Source organism: Rhizobium sp. CAU 1783 (assembly GCF_054551725.1).
Genome location: NZ_JBTOLM010000003.1, coordinates 373,776 through 395,203, shown reverse-complemented (window position 1 = coordinate 395,203; position 21,428 = coordinate 373,776). Strand labels below are relative to the sequence as shown.

The window sequence follows — 21,428 nt, the reverse complement described above, 5'->3', positions numbered from 1 at the left end:
AAGAGGGTAATCACATGGACACCGGCGTCCTCAATTCATCACGCGTCACCCTGCAGGAAAAGGGCCTGGAGGTCGAGCTGCCCGATCGCGGGGCGACCTATTTCAACTACTACTGGCTGCGCGACAACTGCCCGACCTCGTTCGACAGCGCGACCCGCGAGAGACAGTTCGACATCTTCCACCTGTCCCAGCCGCCCCGGCCGGCCAATGCGACTGTCGAGGGCGACAAACTGGTGGTTTCCTGGGCCAACGAAAACCACGTTTCGCAGTATCCGCTCACCATGCTGGCAAACTATGCGGACGGGACACACCGCCCGGATCCCGCCGACCTGCCGCGCAAGGCCTGGTTCAGCGACCATTACCCGAGCATTGCGCGCTTCTCGCAGCCGGAGCTGATGAAGAGCCCCGAAAAGGTCGCCGAATGGATCAAGGCGATGATCGTCGAGGGTCTGACCATCGTCACCGACATGCCCGACAGCAATGAAGGCCTGACCGAAACCGTCAAGCTGATGGGGCACGTGCGCTCGACCTTCTTCGGCGAGTTCTTCGACGTCAGGACCTATATCAACCCGACAAACACCGCCTACACGGCCAAGGCGCTCGAACTGCACACCGACACGCCGGCGGAGGAGCATGCCCCGGGCATCCAGTTCCTGCACTGCCGCGCCAATTCGGTCGAGGGCGGTCTCAGCATCTATTCCGACGGCGTGGCGGTCGCCAACGACTTCCGCAAGATCGACCCGGAAGGCTTCCGGCTCCTGTCGGAAATCGACATTCCCTTCTATTGCGAACACGACACCTATGACATGCGCTCGCGCCAGCGGGTGATCGAACTCGACAAGCATGGGGAAGTGTCCGGCCTGACGATCAGCCAGCACATGGCCGACATCTTCGACCTGCCGCAGACCGTGCTCGACGACTACTATCCGGCGTTTTGCCGCTTCGGGAAGATGCTGCAGGACGACAAGTACATGATGCGCTTCCTGATGAAGGCCGGTGAATGCATGGTGTTCGACAATCACCGCATCGTGCACGGGCGCCTCGCCTACTCCGCCACCAGCGGCGACCGCTACCTGCGCGGCTGCTATGCCGACCGCGAGGAAATGCGGTCGACCTATCGGGCCCTGACGACCGAAGGACGGTTCAAATGAACATGCAGGTGCATTCCCGCGACCTCACCGGCGACGAGGTGCAGCAGCTCCGCGTCGACCTCGCGGCCGCCTTCCGGCTGACCGTCGAGTTCGGATGGCACGAATCGGTCAGCAACCACTTCAGCGCCGCCATATCGGCCGACGGCAAGAAGTTCCTGATGAACCCGAAGTGGAAGCATTTCGGCTCGATCAAGGCGAGCGACCTGCTGCTCCTCGACGCGGACGATCCGGACGTGATGAAGCGGCCGGATGCGCCCGATCCGTCGGCCTGGACCGTGCACGGCACGATCCATCGCGAGCGGCCGTCCGTGCGGGTCCTGCTGCATTGCCATCCGCCCTATTCGACGGCGCTGTCGACACTGAAGGATCCGTCGCTCAAGCCGCTCGACAACAACACGGCCCGCTTCTACGGCGGCGTCGGCATCGACCTCGGCTTCGGAGGGATTGCCGACGAGGCCGAGGAAGGCCTGCGCCTCGCCCGGTCTCTCGGCAACCACAAGACCCTGCTCATGGGCAATCACGGCGTCTCGTGCTCTGGCGACACAGTGGCGGAAGCCTTCGAGGATCTCTACTTCTTCGAGAAGGCGGCGACCACCATGATGCTCGCCTATGCCTCCGGCCAGCCGCTCAACGTGCTTTCCGACGAAGTCGCACAGAAGACGGCGGAAGGCTGGCACGCCTATCGCGGCATGTCCTACGCCCATTTCGACTATCTGAAATCAACACTCGACAAGAAGGACCCGTCCTACAGGGACTGACGGGACAACCGTTGACGGCACATGTTCGCGTCGGAAGCGTGGCCCCCAGAGGACGCCTAAAGATCTGAAAAGACCCGCCGATCCCCTCGGCGGGTTTTATGATTCGGGACTCCAAACGCTCTGGCGGAGCGGAGCCATTGCGTGTTCAATCCCGCCGACACTATCAAAGGCGAAAGGGTTGGAGGCAGAAAGACGATGAGAATCCTATCACTCAATGTCTGGGGCGGCATGCTGCATGCGGCGCTGATGGATTATCTCGTGAAGGCCGATGCCGACATCTACTGCCTTCAGGAGGTACCGCGCGCACCGTCCAGCCGGTCGGAATGGCTCGTCTATCGCGACCACGGCGTGGAACTTCAGCAGCGTGCCAATCTGTTCGATGAGATCGGGGCCGCTTTGCCCGGACATGACGGCTTCTTCTGTCCCACCGCGCGCGGCGAACTGTTCGACGGAGAGGCCCGTTGCTGGCAGGAATTCGGGCTGGCGACCTTCGTGCGGAGTTCCCTGCCGGTCATCGGCCAGGCGATGGATTTCGTCCACGGCTCCTTCTCTTCCGACGGATTCGGGGCCCATCCGCGATCACGCAATGCCCATTGCATCCGGCTGTTCGACTACGAGGCCGGCCGCCCGTTCAGCGTTGCCCAGATCCACGGCTTACGCGACACAGTCGGAAAGGACGACACGCCTGCCCGGGCGCATCAGGCGGCGGCCTTCAAGACGTTGATCGAACGCGTCTGGCGACCCGACGAACCGCTCGTCGTCTGCGGCGACTTCAATGTCCTGCCGGGGAGCGCGACGTTCCAGACGCTGGGCACACTCGGCCTGGTGGACCTGATCACGTCGCGCGGCCACCGGGATACCCGTACCTCGTTCTACAAGAAGGAGGGCCGTTTCGCCGACTACATGCTGGTGACGGCGGATATCGACGTGAAGCGCTTCGACGTGGTCCGGACGCCCGAAGTCTCCGACCACTGCCCGCTGCTTATGGAATTCTGAGGCGCCGCCGGCAGGCCATCACGCAAAAAGGCCGCCCGGTGGGCGGCCTTATCGTATGCGATCTTCCTTCGAAGATTATTCGGCGTCGCCTTCGGCGGCCTTCTTCTTCGGAGCAGCCTTCTTCTTCGGTGCGGCCTCTTCGCCTTCAGCAGCGGCCTTCTTCTTGGCGGATGCCTTCTTCGCCGGCTTGTCTTCGCCGTCCTCGTCGTCAGCGAGCAGCTCGTCCTTGGAGACCTTCTTGTCGGTCACGGAGATTTCGGAGAGCAGCTTGTCGATGACCTTCTCTTCGAAGATCGGAGCGCGGAGCGAAGCGGAAGCGCCGGGGGTGTTGCGGAAGAAGTCGAGGATCTGCTTCTCCTGGCCCGGGAACTGCTGCAGCTGGGCGAAGAGCGCGCGCTGCATTTCGTCGTCCGACACTTCGACGCCGGCCTTTTCGCCGATTTCCGAGAGGACGAGGCCGAGACGGACGCGGCGCTCGGCGAGCGTGCGGTACTCGTTGCGGGCTTCTTCTTCGGTGGTGTCTTCGTCAGCGAAGGTCTTGCCGGACTGGGCGAGATCGGTGTTGATCTGGCGCCAGATGTTGTCGAACTCGGCATCGACGAGCTTGGACGGGCTATCGAACTTGTAGAGAGCGTCCAGCTGGTCGAGGATCTGACGCTTGACCTTCTGGCGGGTGACGTTGCCGTACTGGCTTTCGATCTGGCCGCGAACGATTTCCTTCAGCTTCTCGACCGATTCGACGCCGAGCTTCGAAGCGAGTTCGTCGTTGATTTCAACGGCAGCCGGGGCTGCAACGTCCTTGACGGTGATGTCGAAGGTGGCTTCCTTGCCGGCCAGGTTTGCAGCCGGGTAGTCAGCCGGGAAGGTCACGGTGATGACCTTTTCGTCGCCAGCCTTGAGGCCGACCAGCTGGTCTTCGAAGCCCGGGATGAAGCGGTTCGAACCGATGACCAGTTCGGCATCCTCGTCCTTGCCGCCGTCGAAGGCGACGCCGTCGACCTTGCCGAGGTAGTCCATGGTGACGCGGTCGCCTTCAGCGGCCTTGCCCTTCTTCGTTTCGTAGGAACGGGCGCTTTCGGCGATCTTCTCGATCTGCTCGTTGACTTCCTCGTCCGACACTTCGACGACTTCGCGGACGACCTTGATGCCGTCGACCGGCTTCAGTTCGATCGCCGGAATGATCTCGTAGGAGAAGCTGAATTCGAGGTCAGCCTGCGCGGACAGGATCTTCTCGGCTTCGGCCTCGTCCTCGGTCATGGCGATTTCCGGCTGGGTCGCCGACTTTTCGCCGCGCTCCGACAGGATCGCGCTCGGCTTTTCGCGGATGATCTCGTTGACCAGCTCGGCCATGATGGACTTGCCATACATCTTCTTCAGGTGGCCGACCGGCACCTTGCCCGGACGGAAACCGTTGATGCGGACCTTGTCCTTGGCGTCGGCCAGGCGCTCGTTCATGCGAGCTTCCATGTCCTTGGCCGGAATGACGACCTTGATTTCGCGCTTCAGCCCTTCAGCGAGCGTTTCGATAACCTGCATCTTCTTACCTTCATGTCGTGGCGGCCGTGCTCGGACAGCCGGTTGTTTCACTGAGCACGACGCCGGAATCTCAATTGTTCCCGGACGTGGCTGCGTCGCAATCCTCAAGCATTCTGCCTGGCAAAACGGTGAAAGGAGTGGCGGGATGGTCACCCGGTCCGTCTCGCACCGACCCGCTCGGCAATCTGGTGCGGGTAGAGAGACTTGAACTCCCACGCCTTGCGGCACCAGAACCTAAATCTGGCGTGTCTACCAATTTCACCATACCCGCGTCCCAAGAAAACGCATGCAGCCCTTGCGCATGCCCCCTCCGGAGCGCGCGTCTCTATATCACCCGTTTTCCCTCACGCAAAGGAAAAATGACAGCCATCCCGCGCCGTCCGGCGGGAATCTCCGAGTGACTTGTCGCCGCGCTTCGGCATTGCGGCCAAGGCTTCAGTAGAGCGGTTCCGCATAGAGGGCCTTGCCGTCCATCCGGAGTTCACGGATCTGAGCCTTGCCGTTCGAACCGACCCGGGCCGCGACCGTCAGCGCGCCTTCGTTGCGGGCCATCTCGATGTCGCGGCCCTCGCCTTCCGGCACGTAATAGCGCTCGATTCCGTAGTCGACACGCAGCTCGCCGTTGTCGGCGGCATCCGGCATCGCGTAGTAGCGAAAGCGCTGGGTGGTGAGAACGACGCTACCCTCGGCGGGCGCCAACTCGCCGAAGGACGCTTCCGCCACGGTCCAGAATCCGTCCGTGCCGGGCTTTAGCCGGACCTGCATGGTCTGCCAGCCGCTCTCGGCCGGACGTTGCCCGGTCACCAGCGCCGCGGGGATCGCCGACACGTCATAGGACAGGATCACATAGTCGCCTCGGAACAGATCACGCGGGTCGACCGGTGCGGTCTTGAGCAAGATCTCAGTGCCGGAGCGCAGGACGCTTGCCCGCGACTCGATCATCCAGCCGAGAATACCCGTCTGAAGGATGACAAGCCCAAGAGCGATGGCCAGATAACGAAGGGCGCCGGGTCGGGCAGCTTGATTGGTCATGGCGTCGTCTCCCCTGCACGCTTGGCAAACAGTTTCTCGAGCTTGACGACAATGCCCGCCAGTACGGCCACGACGAGGCCGGCCAGCAGGAAGAAGGTCGACGTGCCGAGAATGGAATCGATGGTCACGTAGGACAGATAGAGAACCTCGACGGCAAAGGCGCCATAGGCCAGGAAGCGCACGGCGCCGTTGTCCCGCCCCTCGAGCGCCAGCGCGACGAGGGAAAGCGCAATGGTCGTCACCGCCAGAACGGCGAGCGGCAGACCTTCCTGCCACTCCGTGTGGAGGAGTGCGAGACCGATCAGGGCGAGCACCAAAGCATAGAAGGCGAAGGCGGGTTCATGACGGCGCAGGAACACGGCGACCGGAGAGACCGGCAGAGTCGCAACAACGAAGGCAAACGAACCGGCAATGACGAAGGCAATCGCCACCTCGATGTCGGTCGACAGCGAATAGATCCAGCAGAACCAGCCGATGAACAACAGATAGATGCAATGGCGGGCGCGGTCGGCGCCCGTCCAGACGCTGAGCGCGCCAATCACCACGCCGGCCAGGATAGGCCACCAAGAATAGAGCCCGTGCCACTCCGCGTCGAACTGGTCAAGGAAAGCAGCAGCAACCGCGAAGGAAAGCAGCCCGGCCATGATGGTCAGCGCCTGCGAGCGGAAGGCGGCGGCAGAGAGCGCCGTCATGGCGAACCACAGCAGCATGGCGTCAAAGGCATCGCCCGAGAGGTGGTAGAGTTGGCCGATGAGCGCGATCGCCCCCCCGAAGCTCGCTGCACCGAGTAGGAGCAAAGCCCCGGCCAGCCGATCGGCACCCCGAGAGAACATCACCGCAGCCAGAAGGTAGAAGACCCATATGAGGGCAATGATGCCGCCAACCTTAACGAGCCGCGGGATGGCCTCCCAGTTGGCGGCGACGAGCAACAGGATCGAGGCGGCGATCAACACCGCGGCCAGCACCATCAGCACGCCGCCGATGCTGAACGAGGACCGACGCGAATCGACATCCTTAAGCAGCGCATCGGCAACCGTCTGATCTATCAGGCGTTTCTCGACCCAGATTTCCAGGTCCCGTTTCAGTCTGCCCCGATACATAAATGCCCACTCCCCTCATCCGACGCGGCCAAAGGACGCGCACCGGCCTTTCATCGGCGACATTCTTGATCCGAGTGCGCAGAAAAGACAATGAGGTCAGCTGGATAGACCCGTTTTTCGTCAAGTTCCGGGCGCCCATGCAAAAGGCGCATGGCTTCCATGATGATATTGCACTGCACAAGATCGCTGATTTCGCTATAGTCGGATCCAACGAAGCCGGAACGAAATGAATTTGTTTTGGCTTCAGGCGGCTTCCGCCACATAGAGCTTCGAGCCTGCACACTCCTCCTCCCAGTGCAGGGTCGAACTGACCGACGACACTCCTCCTCCCAGTCGTTGGTCTCCCAAAATGACGCTCACCGGATCCTCCTCCCCCGGTGAGCGTTATTTTTTTTGACCTCCCGCCAAGTCATCCCCGACGAACGCCTCCTCTTCGCCACCCGGAGCTGATCTTGCGCGCTGCACACATGCCGCGCAGACACCCGCTCGACGATCAGGCGACTGCCGCAAATTGCGTCAGTTTACCACGGGTTAACCATCACCCCATGCGTAGCTCGCATAGGTGTCATACGAGATCATCACTACAAGTTTTTCGCACCGCAGCATATATTACGATTATCGAATTCAGGCAGGCACCACCTCCCAGGTTGCCGCGGAAAGAAAGAGGCAAGACCATGAACATCGCTCGCTCGCTCAACAACTGGCGCAAGTACCGTCAGACCGTCACCGAACTCGGCCGCATGTCGGACCGCGAACTTCGTGACCTCGGCATCGGCCGCGAAGACATCCGCCGCGTTGCACGGCATGCTGTCGCCGGTTGATCCGGTTCAGCTTAGACCTTCTTAAAGGCCTCCCCTCCGGGAGGCCTTTTTCGTTGTGACCACGGCAAACGCCCTGCCTTTCACCGAATGCCCGCTTTTTGAGCTTCGCCCAAACAATCGCCAGACCCCTGCACATTTGCATAGCAGTCGCTCATTATTTGCACTGCACAATCTTGTTTTACGAGCGTATAAAGCGGTCAATCGCTGATGTGGAGAGAACCACAAGATCGGCGCACAAGATTTGACCCGAGGAAACGACCATGAACCCGATCCGCATTGCAAAGAACTGGATGAGCTACCGCCGCACGCTGGCCGAACTGGGCAACCTGTCCAACCAGGCCCTCTCCGACATCGGCATCACCCGTTACGAAATCCGCAACATCGCTTCGCGCTCCTTCCGCTAATCGCGGACGTCGAGCAGCAAAGTTCGGAAACGGCACCTTAGGGTGCCGTTTTTGATTCCGGCCACGCGTAACGATCCCGCCCCTCTCGCCGGGCCGACGGGTGCCATAAATGATTGGCCGGCGGGCCTGCTCATGCTAATGAGCCGCCCATGACGAAAATCTCCACATCCCCCATCCACGTTGTCGGCGGCGGGCTCGCCGGTTCGGAAGCCGCCTGGCAGATCGCACAGGCCGGCGTCCCGGTCATCCTCCACGAGATGCGCGGCGTGCGCGGCACGGATGCGCACAAGACCGACGGCCTTGCCGAGCTCGTCTGCTCGAATTCGTTCCGGTCGGACGACGCGACATCGAATGCGGTCGGCGTGATCCATGCGGAAATGCGCCTCGCCGGTTCGCTGATCATGGCCTGCGCCGACAAGCATCAGGTCCCGGCCGGCGGCGCGCTTGCGGTCGACCGCGACGGCTTTTCCGATGCCGTCAGCGCGGCCATCGACGGTCATCCGCTGATCACCGTGGTCCGCGAGGAAGTGACGGGGCTTCCGCCGAAGGAATGGGGCCTTTCCGTCATCGCGACCGGCCCGCTGACATCGCCGGATCTTGCCGAATCCATTCGCGCCGAAACCGGCGAGGATGCGCTCGCCTTCTTCGACGCCATCGCCCCGATCATCCATCGCGATTCGATCAACATGGATGTCTGCTGGTACCAGTCCCGCTACGACAAGGTCGGGCCGGGCGGCACGGGCAAGGACTACATCAACTGCCCGATGGACGAGGCTCAGTACAATGCCTTCATCGACGCCCTGATTGCCGGCGACACCGTCGGCTTCAAGGAATGGGAAGGCACCCCCTATTTCGACGGCTGCCTGCCGATCGAAGTCATGGCCGAACGGGGCCGCGAGACTTTGCGCCATGGACCGATGAAGCCGATGGGTCTGACCAACGCGCATAATCCGACGGTCAAGGCCTATGCGGTCGTGCAGCTCAGGCAGGACAACGCGCTTGGTACCCTCTACAACATGGTCGGTTTCCAGACGAAGCTGCGCTACGGCGCGCAGTCGGAGATCTTCAAGATGATCCCCGGCCTGGAGAACGCGGAATTCGCCCGCCTGGGCGGCCTGCACCGCAACACCTACATCAATTCCCCGGTGCTGCTCGACCGGTCGCTGCAGCTCAAGAGCCGGCCGGGCCTTCGTTTCGCCGGCCAGATCACCGGTTGCGAAGGGTATGTCGAGAGCGCATCGATCGGCCTTCTCGCCGGCCGCTTCGCCGCAGCCGAGAGCAAGGGCGAGGACGTCCGCCTGCCGCCTGCAACGACGGCACTCGGCTCGCTCCTCAACCACATCACCGGCGGCCACCTCGTCAGTGACGAGGAGCCGGGCAAACGCTCCTTCCAGCCGATGAACATCAATTTCGGACTGTTCCCGGAACTTGCTCCCGGTTCGATCGTCAAGCCGGAGGGTATCAAGCGCTTCCGCGGCAAGGACAAGACGATCATGAAGCGCCAGCTGATGGCCGAACGGGCGCTAGCCGATTGCCGGACCTGGCTCGACCTCGCCTGAACGGTTACCTCGCCTGACGACGCGCCGATGCCTGTCAGGCGCTGGGCTGCGGCGGAGCGCCGGCGAAGTCGCGCTCCGCATTGCTCACATAGTTTCCGAGCAGCCACAGCGAAACCTCGGCAGCTTCCGCCGGGCTTGCGAACGTGTATTCCCCATTGTGGAAGGGTGCGTCGAGAAATTCGATAACAAAGCCCCGACCGTTCGCCGACTGGCGCACCCGGACGGTGCCGGGTTCGATCAGATGGCAGGCATAGTGGCTGCGCATGTTGCGCATGAAGCCGGCCTTGTTGTCATGCAGGCGCACAAACACGGCACGGCCGTCCGCGGTGACATGCAGGCTGCGAATGGCTTCGTTGGGGAAGGCGCGGCCAAATTCGACGATGGCGAGACCGGTGTCGTACAGGCCTTCCTCGTTCGAGCGCTTGGCAATGCGCGTCGAGAAATAGGCGAACACAACAACCAGTCCGAAAATCAGCGCCCAAGTGATCGCAGCCACACTCTATCTCCCATGGGGATCGGCCCAACCCGGCCCTCCGGACATTTCTAGTATACGAGGCTTGCGCGAATTTGGCGGCGGTCAGACCCGGCCGGTTATCGCCGCTCCGAGGAGCTTCAACTGACGGCGCCATTGGGCCGGCCTCGGCGAGCTGTCGAACACAGCCGATCCATGTTTCCCCGCTGCGACGAGCACTGCCTCGGAAAGCACGACCGGGAGGAAGGCGGGCACGAGGATCTTGGGGATCGGACCGGCCGCACGCGCCTTTGCGAGATGATCACGTCCCAGCCCGGCAAAAGCCTCGACGGCCGCAGAAATCCGGTTTCGGTCCTCTCCGGCCAGGAAGCTCTCGCGGTCGAGGCCGGTGGCGGAGAGAATCTCAAGCGGCAGGTAGACCTGTCCGCGGGCACGGTGAACCGGCATCAGCAGGATGGCGCCCGCGATTGCCTGAGCCACGCCGGCATGACCGGCGATCGTGGCGGAGCTTGCGGCCGCGCCGGGATCGAGAACGAGGCTCACCAGCTGGATGAGCGCCGCAGCCGTTTCTCCGGCATAGCCCTCGAACATCGCCGTCGTCTCGATCGGATCGTCGTAGAGGTCGAACACCCGCGCGTCGATCATGGAAACGAGCGGTGCCGTCGGTAACCGGTGCGCACGGATGGTCTCCAGAAGCGCCGCGGCAATCGGGTTCGCCTCGGTCGAACCATGGGCGGCGCCAGCGATGAGATCGCGCCAGTATTGCAGCCTCACCTCGCCCGGCAGCGGCTCGCGCACGACGTCGCGGACACGGGCGAGTTCAGCATTGATGGCATAAAGCGCGGCAACCGCGCCGCGCTTCTCCGCCGGCGTGAGCAGGCAGGCGAGATAGCGGTCGCGGTCCGTGTCGCGCAGGCCGGAAAGCGCCAGATGCTGGTTTGCAGTCAAGGCTTCGCTCAAGACCCGTATCCCGGTTTCACACGGCGATCAGGGCGGCGGCAACCGCCCGCTGCTCGGCAAGCATGATGTTATAGGTTCTAACCGCCGCACCTGTGCCCATCGGATCGCTGGCGATGCCCTTGGCCTTGAGCGCTGCCTTCAATTCGGCCGGGATCGGATGCAATTGCCTGCCCGTGCCGACGAGAAGCACCTCTATGCCGACGGAATCGTCAAGCACCCGGAGGAACTTGTCGACCGTCAGCGCTGCCCCCTCCTCCATGTCCCATCCGTAGATGCCGGAGGGCAGAAGCAGGAGAGAACCGCGATGCGACATGTCAGCAAAACGAAAACCGCCGTCGCCATAGGCATCTATCGGAGCCCGGCCCGGAAAATGGGCCTGCCGAACGACGATACCATTGCCGGACGGCCCGAGCGCCATGCTCAGGCCTCCACCTTGCCGGATACCGGACGCGCCGCTTCCGTCTCTTCCTTCTGGAAGGCATCCGGACGGAGCTTGAAGGCGATCAGGATCGGCGCGGCGATGTAGATCGACGAGAAAGTGCCGACGAGAACGCCGAAGAGCATGGCAAGTGTGAACGACGCAATGACCTCTCCACCGAAGAGATAGAGCGCGACGAGGGCCAACAGCGTCGTCGAACCGGTCAGAACCGTACGCGACAGCGTCTGGTTGATCGAAGTGTCGATCAGCACATCGAGCGGCATCTTCTTGTAGCGTCTGAGGTTTTCACGCATTCGGTCGTAAACGACGACCGTGTCGTTCAGCGAATAGCCGATGATGGTCAGGATCGCCGCGATACTGGTGAGGTTGAACTCGATGCCGAGCAGCACGAACAGGCCGAGCGTCAGGATGACGTCGTGAAGCGTCGCGATGATCGAGCCGAGGGCGAACTGCCATTCGAAGCGGAACCAGATGTAGATCAGGATGAAGAGCAGCGACACGGCGACACCGATCGTCGCTGTCTGGGTCAGTTCTCCCGAAACGGCCGGACCGACCACCTCGACGCGGCGGAACTCATAGGCATCCTCGAGCTCGCCGCGCACCATGGTGATCGCCGATTGTTCGGCATTCTCTCCACCCTCCTGGGCCTGGATGCGGATCAGCACGCTCGACGGATCGCCGAAGCCCTGGGCCTGCACTTCGCCAAGATTGAGCTCGCTCAAGCGGTCGCGGATGTCGGCGATGTCGGCGGCGCCGCTGCGGGCCTTGACCTCGATGATCGAACCGCCCTGGAAGTCGATGCCGAGATTGAGGCCGACGGTGGTGAAGGCGATCAGCGAGGCGAGAGACAATGCGCCGGCGACAGCGAACGTGTAGCGCCGGATCGCCATGAAGCGGATGTTCTGAGTATCGAAGATGCCGGTGCGAATACCCTTGGGCAAGTGCTTCGGGCGGCGCCAGCGGAACCAGACAGCCATCAGCCAGCGGGTCATGGTGAAAGCGGTGAAGACGGTGGTGACAATACCGACGGCGAGCGTCACGGCGAAGCCGCGAACCGGACCGGAGCCGAGGAAGAACAGCACAAGCGCCGCGATCAGCGTCGTCAGGTTGGCATCCACGATCGTCGCGAAGGCCTTGTTGAAACCCGTCTCGATCGACTGGACCAGGGACCTCCCGCTCTTCACCTCTTCACGAATACGCTCGTAGACGAGAACGTTGGAGTCCACCGCCATGCCCATGGTCAAGACGATACCCGCGATGCCAGGCAAGGTCAGCGTGGAGCCGATCAGTGACAGGACGGCAAGGATCATCACCACGTTGGCGGCGAGCGCAATATTGGCCATCACGCCGAAGGTGCCGTAGAAGCCGAGCATAAAGACGACGACGAAGATCGCACCGATGCCGCTTGCGAAGATACCGGCATTGATCGAGTCCTGGCCGAGGCCCGGACCGACCGTGCGCTCCTCGACGACGGTCAAGGTGGCGGGCAGAGCACCGGCACGAAGCAGGACGGCAAGGTCGTTTGCGCCCTCGACCGAGAAGTTACCGGAGATCTGACCCGAACCGCCGATGATCGGCTCGCGGATGACCGGAGCCGAGATCACCTGATCGTCGAGGACGATGGCGAAGGGGCGGCCGACATTTTCCTGCGTTGCCTGGGCAAAGCGCTGGGCGCCTTTGCTATCGAAACGGAAGGTGACGACCGGTTCGTTTGTCTGCTGATTGAAGCTTGCCTGCGCGTCCACCAGATTTTCGCCGGAAACAAGCGCGCGCTTCTCGACGAGATAGGGAACGGCGGGGTCGTCCTGCGAATAGAGAACTTCCGAGGAAGCCGGCGGGCGGCCGTTGATCGCTTCCGTCACCGGCATGCTCGCATCCACCATGTGGAAGGAGAGCTTGGCGGTCTGGTTCAGCAGCGACTTCAGGCGTTGCGGATCCTGGAGGCCCGGGACCTGCACGATGATGCGATCGGTCCCTTGGCGCTGGATCATGGGCTCGGTGGTGCCGAGTTCGTCGACGCGGCGACGTACGACTTCCATAGACTGGGTGAGTGCCGAGGACGAACGGTAGTCGATGCCCGCGTCGGTCAGGTTGAAGCGCAAAAGCGTTCCGTCTTCCTGAAGCGTGATCTCCTGGATCGTGCCGCCCGTCAGGCCGCCGGCGCTGACCGGCTGTGTCAGGCTGGAGAGCGCTTCCTTGGCGGCCTCGACCTTGTCGGCATCCGTGATGCGGACCTGCACCTGTTGGCCTACGCCGGACAGGCCGGTGTAGCGGACGCCGGCGTCACGCAGGGTGGCGCGAATATCACCCACAGTCGTTTCGAGCCGTTCCTTGACGATATCGGCCCGCTCGATCTTCAGCATGATGTGCGAGCCGCCCTGCAGGTCGAGACCGAGGGTCACCTGCTTGGTCGGAAGCCATGACGGGAATTTCGCGAGCTGCTCGTCGCTGAAGAGGTTTGGCAACGCCACCAACATGCTCACAAAAACGGTGAGCCAAATGAAGATCGTCTTCCAGCGCGAATTATACAGCATGAAACTCTCGAATTCAGATGAAGGCCATCAGAAAGAAGCGACCGGCAATGCCGGTCGCTGAAACACTCAAGCGGCGGTTTCGGTCTTGACCGGCTCGCCCTTGACGCGAACTTCGGCAATGTAGCTCCGCATCGCGCGGACCTTCACGCCTTCGGCGAGTTCGACTTCGAGTTCGTTGTCATCGATCACCTTGCTGACCTTGCCGACGAGGCCGCCACCGAGGACAACCTGGTCACCGCGACGGATTGCGGCAAGCGTCTCGGTGCGCTTCTTCATCTGCTGACGCTGCGGGCGGATCAGGAGGAAGTACCAGATCAGCATCAGCGGCGCGAAAAGGAACAGCATCTCTAGGCCAGAACCGAAAGCACCGCCAGCTGCTGCGGCGCCGTCCTGGGCGAAGGCTTGCGTAACGAACATGGAAAACTCCCTAGACTGCAAAGTGAGCGGGCAGCCTTGCCCCCGCATCAGGTCGCCGGAATATAGTGACGAAGGCCCTGAATGCAACAGAAACAGCGGGCCTGCGTACCGATTTAGAGCCTCTTACCCTTTCGGCTGCCAAAAGGCCATGCTACCCGCCGGTAAAATGGCGCGTGTCCGGACTGCATTTCTTGCGCGCCGAGGAGGTATCGATGTCCGACGACTTGAACACGCAACTGCTCGCCGAACTGCGCCGCCTGACCCTGGCGGTCGAGCGGCTTGCCGGACCGGCACCGATCGAAAACGACTGGTCGGCGTCCGACTGCTTCGTCTGGGCTCCGGCCCGCATGCATCTGCAGCCAGTGAAGCGGCCGAATCGCGTTGCGCTGTCGCTCATCCGGGGCGTGGACCATGTCCGCGACATCCTGCATGAGAACACGCTCCGCTTCACGGAAGGATTTCCGGCCAACAACGTGCTGCTGTGGGGCGCGCGCGGCATGGGCAAGTCGTCTCTGGTCAAGGCGGTCCATGCCGATGTCCGCGCACAGACCGGCGTGCCGCTGAAGCTCATCGAAGTGCATCGTGAAGACATTTTCTCCCTGCCAGTCCTTCTCGACATCCTGAAGGACACGCCGCAGCGCGTCATCGTCTTCTGCGACGACCTCTCCTTCGACCATGACGACACCGCCTACAAGTCGCTGAAGGCGGCCCTCGACGGGGGCGTCGAAGGTCGCCCGGACAATGTCTTGTTCTACGCCACGTCGAACCGCCGCCATCTTCTGCCCCGCCACATGATGGAGAACGAGCAGTCGACGGCGATCAACCCGTCGGAAGCAGTCGAGGAAAAGGTCTCGCTGTCGGATCGCTTCGGGCTCTGGCTCGGCTTCCACAAATGCAGCCAGGACGACTATCTTGCGATGATCGACGGCTACGCCGCGCATTTCGAGCTCCCACTTGACCGTGAAAGCCTGCATGCAGAAGCGCTGGAATGGGCGACCACACGTGGGGGCCGGTCGGGCCGCGTGGCCTGGCAGTATATCCAGGACCTTGCCGGTCGCCTCCGAATCTCGATGAACCGCGCCTGAAAACGAGAAAAGGCCCGGGGTTTCCGGGCCTTTTCGTCGCTTGCCTGGGACGCAATACCTATTCCAGGAAAGTCATCGGGTTGACCGGGGTCGCATCCTTGCGGACCTCGAAGTGGAGCATCGGGCGCTTGACGTTGCCGCTCATGCCGGAGGTGGCGAGCTGCTGGCCGCGCTGGACCTTCTGGCCGCGCTGAACCGAAAGCGCATCGGCATGACCGTAAACCGTGACGGTACCGTCGTCGTGGCGAACCAGAACGGTGTTACCAAGTTCCTTCAAGCCGTTGCCGGCGTAGATGACCACACCATTTTCGGCAGCCTTGACCGGAGTGCCGGCGGGGACCGAGATATCGATGCCGTCATTGCGCTTTCCTTCGACATTGGCGCCGTAGCCAGCGACAACCGCGCCGCGGACCGGCCAGCGATACTTGCCAATTCCAGTTGCTTCCGGTGCCGATTCTTTGGTGTCGACGGAGGCGACTTCGCTCACCGACTGGGTTGCGGCCGGCGCCTTGTAGCCTGCGGGGGCCTTGTCGCTCTTGGCGGCCGGGATCGTGGCAGTCTTGAGCGGATCGGTCGCCGGGGCGGAGGCCGTCTGGGCGGCAGAGCCACCAGCGGGGATCTTGAGGGCCTGGCCGACGCGGATGTTCGCGGACGTCAGTCCATTCGCAGCCTTGAGCTTGTCGATCGGCGTGCCGGTCGCCTTGGCGATCTTGTTGAGCGAATCGCCGGGCTTCACGACATAGGTGCCCGGAGCCGCACCCTCGCCTGCCCCGGCAACCGCCTTGCCGGTCGCGCTGGAGGCCGGAGCCTGCGACTTGTCACGCGAGGTCGGGACCGTCGGCAGGACGGCGACGTTCTGTTCCGGCGACTGTGGCAGCATCGGCTTGCCGCTGCCATCCGGAAGGCCGGAGGCATTGGCCGCGGCCCGAGCAGCATTGGTCTGGCCGGAAAGATTCGGGATGATAACCAGCTGGCCGGCCGCCGCATCGGAAGAATGAGTAAGGCCGTTGGCTTTGAGGATTTCGCGCTCCGGCACACCGTAGCGCTTCGAAAGGCTCGCGATCGTCTCACCCGGACGAAGCGTGACGCGGGCAGCGGCCTTGCCGGTTGACCAGCCATTCTGCGTAGCGGTGGAACCGGTCGTCAGATCATCCCCAGCCGTCGGGCGCGCCAGGGCGGCGGCCTGCTGGCCGGACGGAGCAGCCGGGAACGGCTGTGCCAGGGCGGCGGCGCGTTCGGCGGCCTTGTCTGTTGCAGGCCTGGCACCGGTCGGGGCAGCGAGCTCGGCGCGCTGCACGGAAACCGGGGTTGCGGCACCGCGGGCAACCGACGACGGCTGATAGCCCGGCTGGCTCGGATAGGGCTGATTCATCGCCTGCTGGCGATTGGTGTAGTCCGACTGGCTCGCGACCTGGCCACCACCGATCGTGGCGGACGGGACCGGCTGCTCCACGACACTGCGCCGCGGAATGGACGCGGTGGATATATTGTCAGTGGAGAATACGGAGCTGAAGCGCGAGGCGTCAGAGCTGCAGCCGGTGGCAGCGCTTGCGAGCAACATCGCCACAAGGATACGGGCGACGGGCATTCCGGATTTCGGCGATACACTCTTACGCATAACTCGACCCACATATTACGCAACTTGATGTGGCTATGATTAAAGCGCGTTAGTGTTACTGGTCAGTTAACCGACTGGAATCGCCGTGAACTATTTTCGAGAGCGCGAACATTCGCGCGCCGCAGAGCAGCCGTTCGCAAGCGATCAGAGGAACGATGCCATCTTCGGAACGAGCGGCAGATAAGGCACTTCGAACAGGTCCTCCCGATCGAAGCGGCTGCCGGTTTTGGTCAGGCGGACGATTATGCAGCTCTCCTCGCCCGTCATCAGCGGCGCAAGCAATACGCCGCCCGAAACCAGCTGTTCGGCAAAGAAGCGCGGCATGGTGGGAAAGGCCGCCGTCGAAAGGATACGGTCGAAGGTACCCTCGCCCGTCAGGCCATGACTGCCGTCGGCCTGGCGCAACACAACATTACGAAGCCCAAGATTGTCGAGCCGGCGCTGCGCAGCGGTGATGAGCGTCTTGTAGCGGTCGATCGACATCACCCGCTCGGACAAACGGCCGAGCACGGCCGACATGAACCCGCTTCCAGTGCCAATCTCGAGCACCCGCTGGCCGGGCTTTACGTGAAGATGAGCGAGCAGGCGGACCGCCAGGTCGGCCCCCTCCATGAAGGCCCCACATTCGATCGGGATCGAACGGCTCGAATAGGCCTGATCTGCGTATTGCGGCGGAACGAAGAGGGAGCGCGGCGTCTGCTCGACGGCGGTCAGGAGATCGAGGTCGTTGATCCCCTCGGACCGGAGCCGCAGGACGAGGGCCGCGAAACCCTCCTTTTCCACCATGGCGGACTTCAACCGGCGACCCCGAAGCCGAGCGCCCGGGCAATGCTGTCCTGAGCGGCATAGTCGGTCATGTCGAGCTTGAGCGGGGTGACCGAGATCTTGTCTTCCTTGAGCGCCTGAAGGTCGGTTCCCTCGCGAAAGCGGCTGCCGCGATCGCCGAAGCGGAGCCAGTAATAGGGGAAGCCGCGACCATCGGCGCGTTCCTCAACCTCGAGGCCGAAGTCGAGCTTGCCCTGGGCCGTCACCTCGATGCCCTGCACCTCGGATGGTGCGCAGCGCGGAAAATTGACATTCAGGAAGGTGCCGGCCGGAAGCTCTGCCGTAATCAACTGGGCAAGAAGCTTGGGTGCCAGTGTCTCGGCCACCTCCCAGGGGATCACCCGTCCGCCGTTCGTGTAATCGTAGAGCTGGCTGAGCGCGATCGAACGGACACCCTGCAGCGTGCCCTCGATGGCTCCGGCAACCGTTCCCGAATAGGTCACATCGTCGGCGAGGTTGCCGCCGGCATTGACACCGGACAGGACGAGATCCGGCTTCTCCGGAAGGATCTCGCGAACGGCCATGATGACGCAATCGGTCGGCGTACCGCGCAACGCAAAGCGCTTGTCGGCCACCTTGCGCAGCCTGAGCGGCTCGGAAATCGTCAGGGAATGCGCAAGCCCGCTCTGGTCCGTCTCCGGTGCGACGATCCAGACGTCGTCCGACAGGGTGCGGGCAATGCGTTCCAGCACGGCCAGACCCTCGGCGTGGATCCCGTCGTCATTGGTGAGGAGAATGCGCATGCGTATCCTCCCGGGCTCAGGCCGCCTTCTCGATCTTCGTGATGCCGCCCATATAGGGGAGCAGCACGTCCGGAACGGTGATCGATCCGTCTTCGTTCTGGTAATTCTCCATGACGGCGATCAGAGCGCGGCCGACGGCTGTGCCCGAGCCGTTCAGGGTGTGGACGAAGGTCGTTCCCTTGCCGTCCTTGCCACGATAGCGGGCATTCATGCGGCGGCCCTGGAAATCACCGCAGACCGAGCAGGACGAGATCTCGCGATAGGTGTTCTGGCCGGGCAGCCAGACCTCGAGATCATAGGTCTTGCGCGAACCGAAGCCCATGTCGCCGGTGCAGAGCGTCATCGTGCGGAAATGCAGGCCGAGCCGCTTCAGGACTTCCTCGGCGCAGGCCGTCATGCGTTCGTGTTCGTCGATCGCGCTCTCGGCATCGGTGATCGACACGAGTTCGCACTTCCAGAACTGGTGCTGGCGGAGCATGCCGCGGGTATCGCGGCCGGCGGAACCTGCTTCCGAACGGAAGGACGGGGTGAGCGCCGTGAAGCGCAGCGGCAGCTTTTCCTGCTCCAGGATCTCCCCCGAGACCAGGTTGGTCAGAGTCACCTCGGCGGTCGGGATCAGCCAGCGGCCATCCGTGGTCCTGAACAGATCCTCGGCGAACTTCGGCAGCTGGCCGGTGCCGTACATGGCCTCGTCACGGACCATCAGCGGCGAGGAAACTTCGGTATAACCGTGCTCGGTGGTGTGCAGGTCGAGCATGAACTGGCCGAGCGCGCGCTCAAGCTTGGCGAGCGGGCCGGTCAGGACCGTGAAGCGCGCACCGGAGAGCTTGGCGGCACGCTCGAAGTCCATGTAACCGAGTGCTTCGCCGAGATCGTAGTGTTCCTTGGCCGGATGGTTCCAGCCGGGTTTCTGGCCGACGACGCGCTTGACCACGTTGTCATGCTCGTCCTTGCCGACCGGCACGTCCTCGAGCGGAATATTGGGAATGCGCGACAGCTGGTCGGTCAGTTCGGCGGTCAGCTGACGTTCCTCTTCCTCCGCGCCCGGCATGACGTCCTTGAAATGGGCGATCTCGGCCTTCAGCTTCTCCGCAAGTTCCATGTCCTTCTTGCCCATCGCCGCGCCGATCTCCTTGGAGGCAGCATTGCGGCGGGCCTGCATGTCCTGCAGGGACTGGACGACGGAGCGGCGCTTCTCATCGAGGGCAATCAGGCTGGCAGCCAGCGGATCAGCGCCACGCTTGGCCAGCGCGGCATCGAGGGCTTCGGCATTGTCGCGGATCCATTTGATATCAAGCATCGTCGTTCCAGGTCATTTGTCGTGATCGTCGGATCGGACCTGGCGGGTGCCCTGTCCGGCCCCATGGATGCATGCTCGGGAGTGGAGGAGAACGGACGGCGCCGTTATGCGTCGTCCTGCTCGCCCTTCTGGTCCGCATCGTCCACCGCCACGAGGGAAGCGGTGGCGCGACGACGTTCCACGAGTCGCGCAGCATAGATGGCTACCTCGTAGAGAAGGATCGTCGGCAAAGCAAGGCCGATCTGGGAGATCGGGTCGGGCGGCGTCAGCACCGCGGCGACCACGAAGGCGACGACGATGAAATACTTGCGCTTGTCCGCCAACCAACCGCTTTCCAAAAGGCCGACGCGGGCCAGCAGCGTGGTCACGACCGGCAGCTGGAACACCAGGCCGAAGGAGAAGACCAGCGTCATGATGAGGCTCAGATACTCCGAAACCTTGGGCATCAGAGAAATGGCCACGTCCCCCTCGCCCGGCGCCTGCTGCATCGCGAGGAAGAACCACATGACCATCGGAGTGAAGAAGAAGTAGACGAGCGCGCCACCGAGCAGGAACAGGATCGGCGAGGCCACCAGGAATGGCAGGAAGGCCTGGCGCTCGTTCTTGTAGAGGCCAGGTGCCACGAACTTGTAGATCTGCGCGGCGATCATCGGAAAGGCGATGACGAAAGCGCCGAACATAGCGACCTTGACCTGGGTGAAGAAGAATTCTTGCGGCGCCGTGTAGATCAGTTCAGCCTTGCTTAGGTCGAGACCGGCCCAGAGCACGGCCCATTTGTAGGGCACGACCAGCAGGTTGAAGAGTTGCTTGGCGAAATAGAAACAGACGATGAAAGCCACGAAGAACGCGCCGATCGCCCAGATCAGGCGCGAGCGCAGTTCGATCAGATGCTCGATGAGCGGCTGCGGCTTGTCTTCGATATCGCCGCTCATGCGGTTTCCTCGTTCTTCGGCTTACGGGGTTTCTTCGGGGCCGCAGCTTTCTGGTCCGCCATAGGCTCGGTAGTGCCGACCTTCGCCTTGGCGCGTGTCACCTTGGCCGGCGCGGCGGCCTTGGCGGACGCGGGCTCTGCCTTGGCGGCGGCCGGAGCCTTCGTCTTGCGTGGCGCAGCCTTGGCGGTCTTCACCGCAGCGGGCGCAGGATCGGATATAGCGGGCACGAGATCGGCCGGTACGCCGACCAAAGCCGACGGCATGTCGGGCAGGCTCGTCGCGGCAGGCTCCGGTGCAGGGGCGGTAGGCGTCGCAGCTGCGGGTGCCGCCGGCGGCGTGGCCGCCTTCTGCAGGTCAGCCTTGATCTCGTTACCCATCTGGCGGAGCGGATTGATCGCATCGCGCAGCGAGTTGGTCGGATTGAGACGGCGAACATCCTCGACCGATTGGCGGAGATCATCGAGTTCAGCCTCGCGCAGCGCTTCATCGAACTGGGCGCGGAACTCGCCGGCAGTCCGTCTCAGGCGCGCCGTCATCTTGCCGAAAGCGCGGATCATCGGCGGCAGGTCCTTCGGACCGACCACGACGATCAGGATCACCGCGATGACAAGCAACTCGGTCCAGCCTACATCCAGCATTCAACGGGCTCCTGACGCCATTTTCCGGAAGGTGCGTCGCAGCTCTGAAAGCTGCCGCTCCACCCAAACCACCTGACATACTGCAGTGCCCAATTCATGGCAAAGCAG

At 62.8% G+C, this 21,428-nt stretch carries 21 protein-coding genes and 1 tRNA gene; 7 read left to right on the top strand and 15 right to left on the bottom strand.

Going from position 1 to position 21,428, the window contains the following annotated elements; all coding sequences use genetic code 11:
* The first annotated feature begins 14 nt into the window (after positions 1–14).
* The 3 genes from ACX93L_RS15675 (at position 15) to ACX93L_RS15665 (ending at position 2,905) form a co-directional block, all read left to right on the top strand.
* Positions 15–1,151 carry a TauD/TfdA family dioxygenase gene (locus tag ACX93L_RS15675; RefSeq protein ID WP_459405683.1) on the top strand — a complete coding sequence of 379 codons (1,137 nt, stop codon included), beginning with the start codon at positions 15–17 and terminating at the stop codon, positions 1,149–1,151.
* The gene (locus ACX93L_RS15670) at positions 1,148–1,909 is read left to right on the top strand and encodes a class II aldolase/adducin family protein (protein WP_459405682.1); all 762 of its coding nucleotides are present in this window, start codon (positions 1,148–1,150) and stop codon (positions 1,907–1,909) included. Before ACX93L_RS15675 ends, ACX93L_RS15670 begins: the two co-directional genes overlap by 4 nt.
* A gap of 195 nt (positions 1,910–2,104) precedes the next feature.
* A complete protein-coding gene (locus ACX93L_RS15665; RefSeq protein WP_459405681.1) occupies positions 2,105–2,905 on the top strand; it encodes an endonuclease/exonuclease/phosphatase family protein in 801 nt (266 codons plus the stop codon).
* 75 nt (positions 2,906–2,980) lie between these two features.
* On the opposite strand, the gene tig is transcribed toward ACX93L_RS15665, so the two are convergent.
* The 4 genes from tig to ACX93L_RS15645 all read right to left on the bottom strand — a co-directional run bounded on the left by tig (position 2,981) and on the right by ACX93L_RS15645 (position 6,573).
* Positions 2,981–4,441, bottom strand: coding sequence for a trigger factor (tig, locus tag ACX93L_RS15660; protein WP_459405680.1), 1,461 nt, complete (start codon positions 4,439–4,441; stop codon positions 2,981–2,983).
* 186 nt (positions 4,442–4,627) lie between these two features.
* Positions 4,628–4,712 (bottom strand) — tRNA-Leu (locus ACX93L_RS15655).
* 164 nt (positions 4,713–4,876) lie between these two features.
* A complete protein-coding gene (locus tag ACX93L_RS15650) occupies positions 4,877–5,473 on the bottom strand; it encodes a GDYXXLXY domain-containing protein (RefSeq protein WP_459405679.1) in 597 nt (198 codons plus the stop codon).
* Positions 5,470–6,573, bottom strand: coding sequence for a DUF2157 domain-containing protein (locus tag ACX93L_RS15645; protein ID WP_459405678.1), 1,104 nt, complete (start codon positions 6,571–6,573; stop codon positions 5,470–5,472). Before ACX93L_RS15645 ends, ACX93L_RS15650 begins: the two co-directional genes overlap by 4 nt.
* 674 nt (positions 6,574–7,247) lie before the next feature.
* Here ACX93L_RS15645 and ACX93L_RS15640 point away from each other — a divergent pair.
* The 3 genes from ACX93L_RS15640 (at position 7,248) to trmFO (ending at position 9,357) form a co-directional block, all read left to right on the top strand.
* A complete protein-coding gene (locus ACX93L_RS15640; RefSeq protein ID WP_115670237.1) occupies positions 7,248–7,394 on the top strand; it encodes a DUF1127 domain-containing protein in 147 nt (48 codons plus the stop codon).
* A 260-nt stretch (positions 7,395–7,654) separates the two neighbouring features.
* Entirely contained in the window at positions 7,655–7,798 is a 144-nt protein-coding gene (locus tag ACX93L_RS15635; RefSeq protein ID WP_169588455.1) for a DUF1127 domain-containing protein, read from the top strand.
* 149 nt (positions 7,799–7,947) lie between these two features.
* Positions 7,948–9,357, top strand: a complete 1,410-nt coding sequence (trmFO, locus tag ACX93L_RS15630; protein WP_459405677.1) for a methylenetetrahydrofolate--tRNA-(uracil(54)-C(5))-methyltransferase (FADH(2)-oxidizing) TrmFO — start codon at positions 7,948–7,950, stop codon at positions 9,355–9,357.
* A gap of 34 nt (positions 9,358–9,391) precedes the next feature.
* On the opposite strand, the gene ACX93L_RS15625 is transcribed toward trmFO, so the two are convergent.
* The 5 genes from ACX93L_RS15625 to yajC form a co-directional block, all read right to left on the bottom strand.
* Positions 9,392–9,853: a hypothetical protein gene (locus tag ACX93L_RS15625; RefSeq protein ID WP_459405676.1), complete on the bottom strand. Its 462-nt coding sequence runs from the start codon at positions 9,851–9,853 to the stop codon at positions 9,392–9,394.
* A gap of 81 nt (positions 9,854–9,934) precedes the next feature.
* The gene (locus ACX93L_RS15620; RefSeq protein ID WP_459405675.1) at positions 9,935–10,789 is read right to left on the bottom strand and encodes a phytoene/squalene synthase family protein; all 855 of its coding nucleotides are present in this window, start codon (positions 10,787–10,789) and stop codon (positions 9,935–9,937) included.
* Between the two features lie 16 nt (positions 10,790–10,805).
* The gene (locus ACX93L_RS15615) at positions 10,806–11,207 is read right to left on the bottom strand and encodes an Mth938-like domain-containing protein (protein ID WP_459405674.1); all 402 of its coding nucleotides are present in this window, start codon (positions 11,205–11,207) and stop codon (positions 10,806–10,808) included.
* Positions 11,208–11,209: 2 nt separating this feature from the next.
* Positions 11,210–13,762 (bottom strand): protein translocase subunit SecDF, encoded by a 2,553-nt coding sequence (gene secDF, locus ACX93L_RS15610; RefSeq protein ID WP_459405673.1) that lies wholly within the window; start codon positions 13,760–13,762, stop codon positions 11,210–11,212.
* Positions 13,763–13,828: 66 nt separating this feature from the next.
* A complete protein-coding gene (yajC, locus tag ACX93L_RS15605; protein WP_169588467.1) occupies positions 13,829–14,179 on the bottom strand; it encodes a preprotein translocase subunit YajC in 351 nt (116 codons plus the stop codon).
* Between the two features lie 212 nt (positions 14,180–14,391).
* On the opposite strand from yajC, the gene ACX93L_RS15600 reads away from it, so the two are divergent.
* Positions 14,392–15,264, top strand: coding sequence for an ATP-binding protein (locus ACX93L_RS15600; RefSeq protein ID WP_459405672.1), 873 nt, complete (start codon positions 14,392–14,394; stop codon positions 15,262–15,264).
* A gap of 58 nt (positions 15,265–15,322) precedes the next feature.
* Here ACX93L_RS15600 and ACX93L_RS15595 read toward each other — a convergent pair whose 3' ends face one another.
* From ACX93L_RS15595 to tatB, 6 genes are all read right to left on the bottom strand, one after another.
* Entirely contained in the window at positions 15,323–16,882 is a 1,560-nt protein-coding gene (locus ACX93L_RS15595; protein ID WP_459405671.1) for a peptidoglycan DD-metalloendopeptidase family protein, read from the bottom strand.
* A 144-nt stretch (positions 16,883–17,026) separates the two neighbouring features.
* Positions 17,027–17,668: a protein-L-isoaspartate(D-aspartate) O-methyltransferase gene (locus tag ACX93L_RS15590; RefSeq protein WP_459405670.1), complete on the bottom strand. Its 642-nt coding sequence runs from the start codon at positions 17,666–17,668 to the stop codon at positions 17,027–17,029.
* Positions 17,669–17,676: 8 nt separating this feature from the next.
* Positions 17,677–18,450, bottom strand: a complete 774-nt coding sequence (surE, locus tag ACX93L_RS15585; protein WP_459405669.1) for a 5'/3'-nucleotidase SurE — start codon at positions 18,448–18,450, stop codon at positions 17,677–17,679.
* 16 nt (positions 18,451–18,466) lie between these two features.
* A complete protein-coding gene (serS, locus tag ACX93L_RS15580) occupies positions 18,467–19,750 on the bottom strand; it encodes a serine--tRNA ligase (RefSeq protein WP_459405668.1) in 1,284 nt (427 codons plus the stop codon).
* Between the two features lie 104 nt (positions 19,751–19,854).
* Positions 19,855–20,682 (bottom strand): twin-arginine translocase subunit TatC, encoded by an 828-nt coding sequence (gene tatC, locus ACX93L_RS15575; protein ID WP_459405667.1) that lies wholly within the window; start codon positions 20,680–20,682, stop codon positions 19,855–19,857.
* Positions 20,679–21,320, bottom strand: a complete 642-nt coding sequence (gene tatB / locus ACX93L_RS15570) for a Sec-independent protein translocase protein TatB (RefSeq protein WP_459405666.1) — start codon at positions 21,318–21,320, stop codon at positions 20,679–20,681. Before tatB ends, tatC begins: the two co-directional genes overlap by 4 nt.
* Positions 21,321–21,428 lie beyond the last annotated feature (108 nt).

Excerpts from the sequence above, each read along its gene's own strand:
- tig (WP_459405680.1), bottom strand. The coding sequence starts at position 4,441 with ATGCAGGTTATCGAAACGCTCGCTGAAGGGCTGAAGCGCGAAATCAAG.
- ACX93L_RS15590 (WP_459405670.1), bottom strand. The coding sequence starts at position 17,668 with ATGGTGGAAAAGGAGGGTTTCGCGGCCCTCGTCCTGCGGCTCCGGTCC.
- ACX93L_RS15670 (WP_459405682.1), top strand. The coding sequence starts at position 1,148 with ATGAACATGCAGGTGCATTCCCGCGACCTCACCGGCGACGAGGTGCAG.
- ACX93L_RS15615 (WP_459405674.1), bottom strand. The coding sequence starts at position 11,207 with ATGGCGCTCGGGCCGTCCGGCAATGGTATCGTCGTTCGGCAGGCCCAT.
- ACX93L_RS15595 (WP_459405671.1), bottom strand. The coding sequence starts at position 16,882 with ATGCGTAAGAGTGTATCGCCGAAATCCGGAATGCCCGTCGCCCGTATC.
- surE (WP_459405669.1), bottom strand. The coding sequence starts at position 18,450 with ATGCGCATTCTCCTCACCAATGACGACGGGATCCACGCCGAGGGTCTG.
- ACX93L_RS15635 (WP_169588455.1), top strand. The coding sequence starts at position 7,655 with ATGAACCCGATCCGCATTGCAAAGAACTGGATGAGCTACCGCCGCACG.
- ACX93L_RS15600 (WP_459405672.1), top strand. The coding sequence starts at position 14,392 with ATGTCCGACGACTTGAACACGCAACTGCTCGCCGAACTGCGCCGCCTG.
- ACX93L_RS15675 (WP_459405683.1), top strand. The coding sequence starts at position 15 with ATGGACACCGGCGTCCTCAATTCATCACGCGTCACCCTGCAGGAAAAG.
- ACX93L_RS15640 (WP_115670237.1), top strand. The coding sequence starts at position 7,248 with ATGAACATCGCTCGCTCGCTCAACAACTGGCGCAAGTACCGTCAGACC.
- trmFO (WP_459405677.1), top strand. The coding sequence starts at position 7,948 with ATGACGAAAATCTCCACATCCCCCATCCACGTTGTCGGCGGCGGGCTC.
- serS (WP_459405668.1), bottom strand. The coding sequence starts at position 19,750 with ATGCTTGATATCAAATGGATCCGCGACAATGCCGAAGCCCTCGATGCC.
- yajC (WP_169588467.1), bottom strand. The coding sequence starts at position 14,179 with ATGTTCGTTACGCAAGCCTTCGCCCAGGACGGCGCCGCAGCAGCTGGC.
- ACX93L_RS15665 (WP_459405681.1), top strand. The coding sequence starts at position 2,105 with ATGAGAATCCTATCACTCAATGTCTGGGGCGGCATGCTGCATGCGGCG.
- tatC (WP_459405667.1), bottom strand. The coding sequence starts at position 20,682 with ATGAGCGGCGATATCGAAGACAAGCCGCAGCCGCTCATCGAGCATCTG.
- tatB (WP_459405666.1), bottom strand. The coding sequence starts at position 21,320 with ATGCTGGATGTAGGCTGGACCGAGTTGCTTGTCATCGCGGTGATCCTG.
- secDF (WP_459405673.1), bottom strand. The coding sequence starts at position 13,762 with ATGCTGTATAATTCGCGCTGGAAGACGATCTTCATTTGGCTCACCGTT.
- ACX93L_RS15650 (WP_459405679.1), bottom strand. The coding sequence starts at position 5,473 with ATGACCAATCAAGCTGCCCGACCCGGCGCCCTTCGTTATCTGGCCATC.
- ACX93L_RS15645 (WP_459405678.1), bottom strand. The coding sequence starts at position 6,573 with ATGTATCGGGGCAGACTGAAACGGGACCTGGAAATCTGGGTCGAGAAA.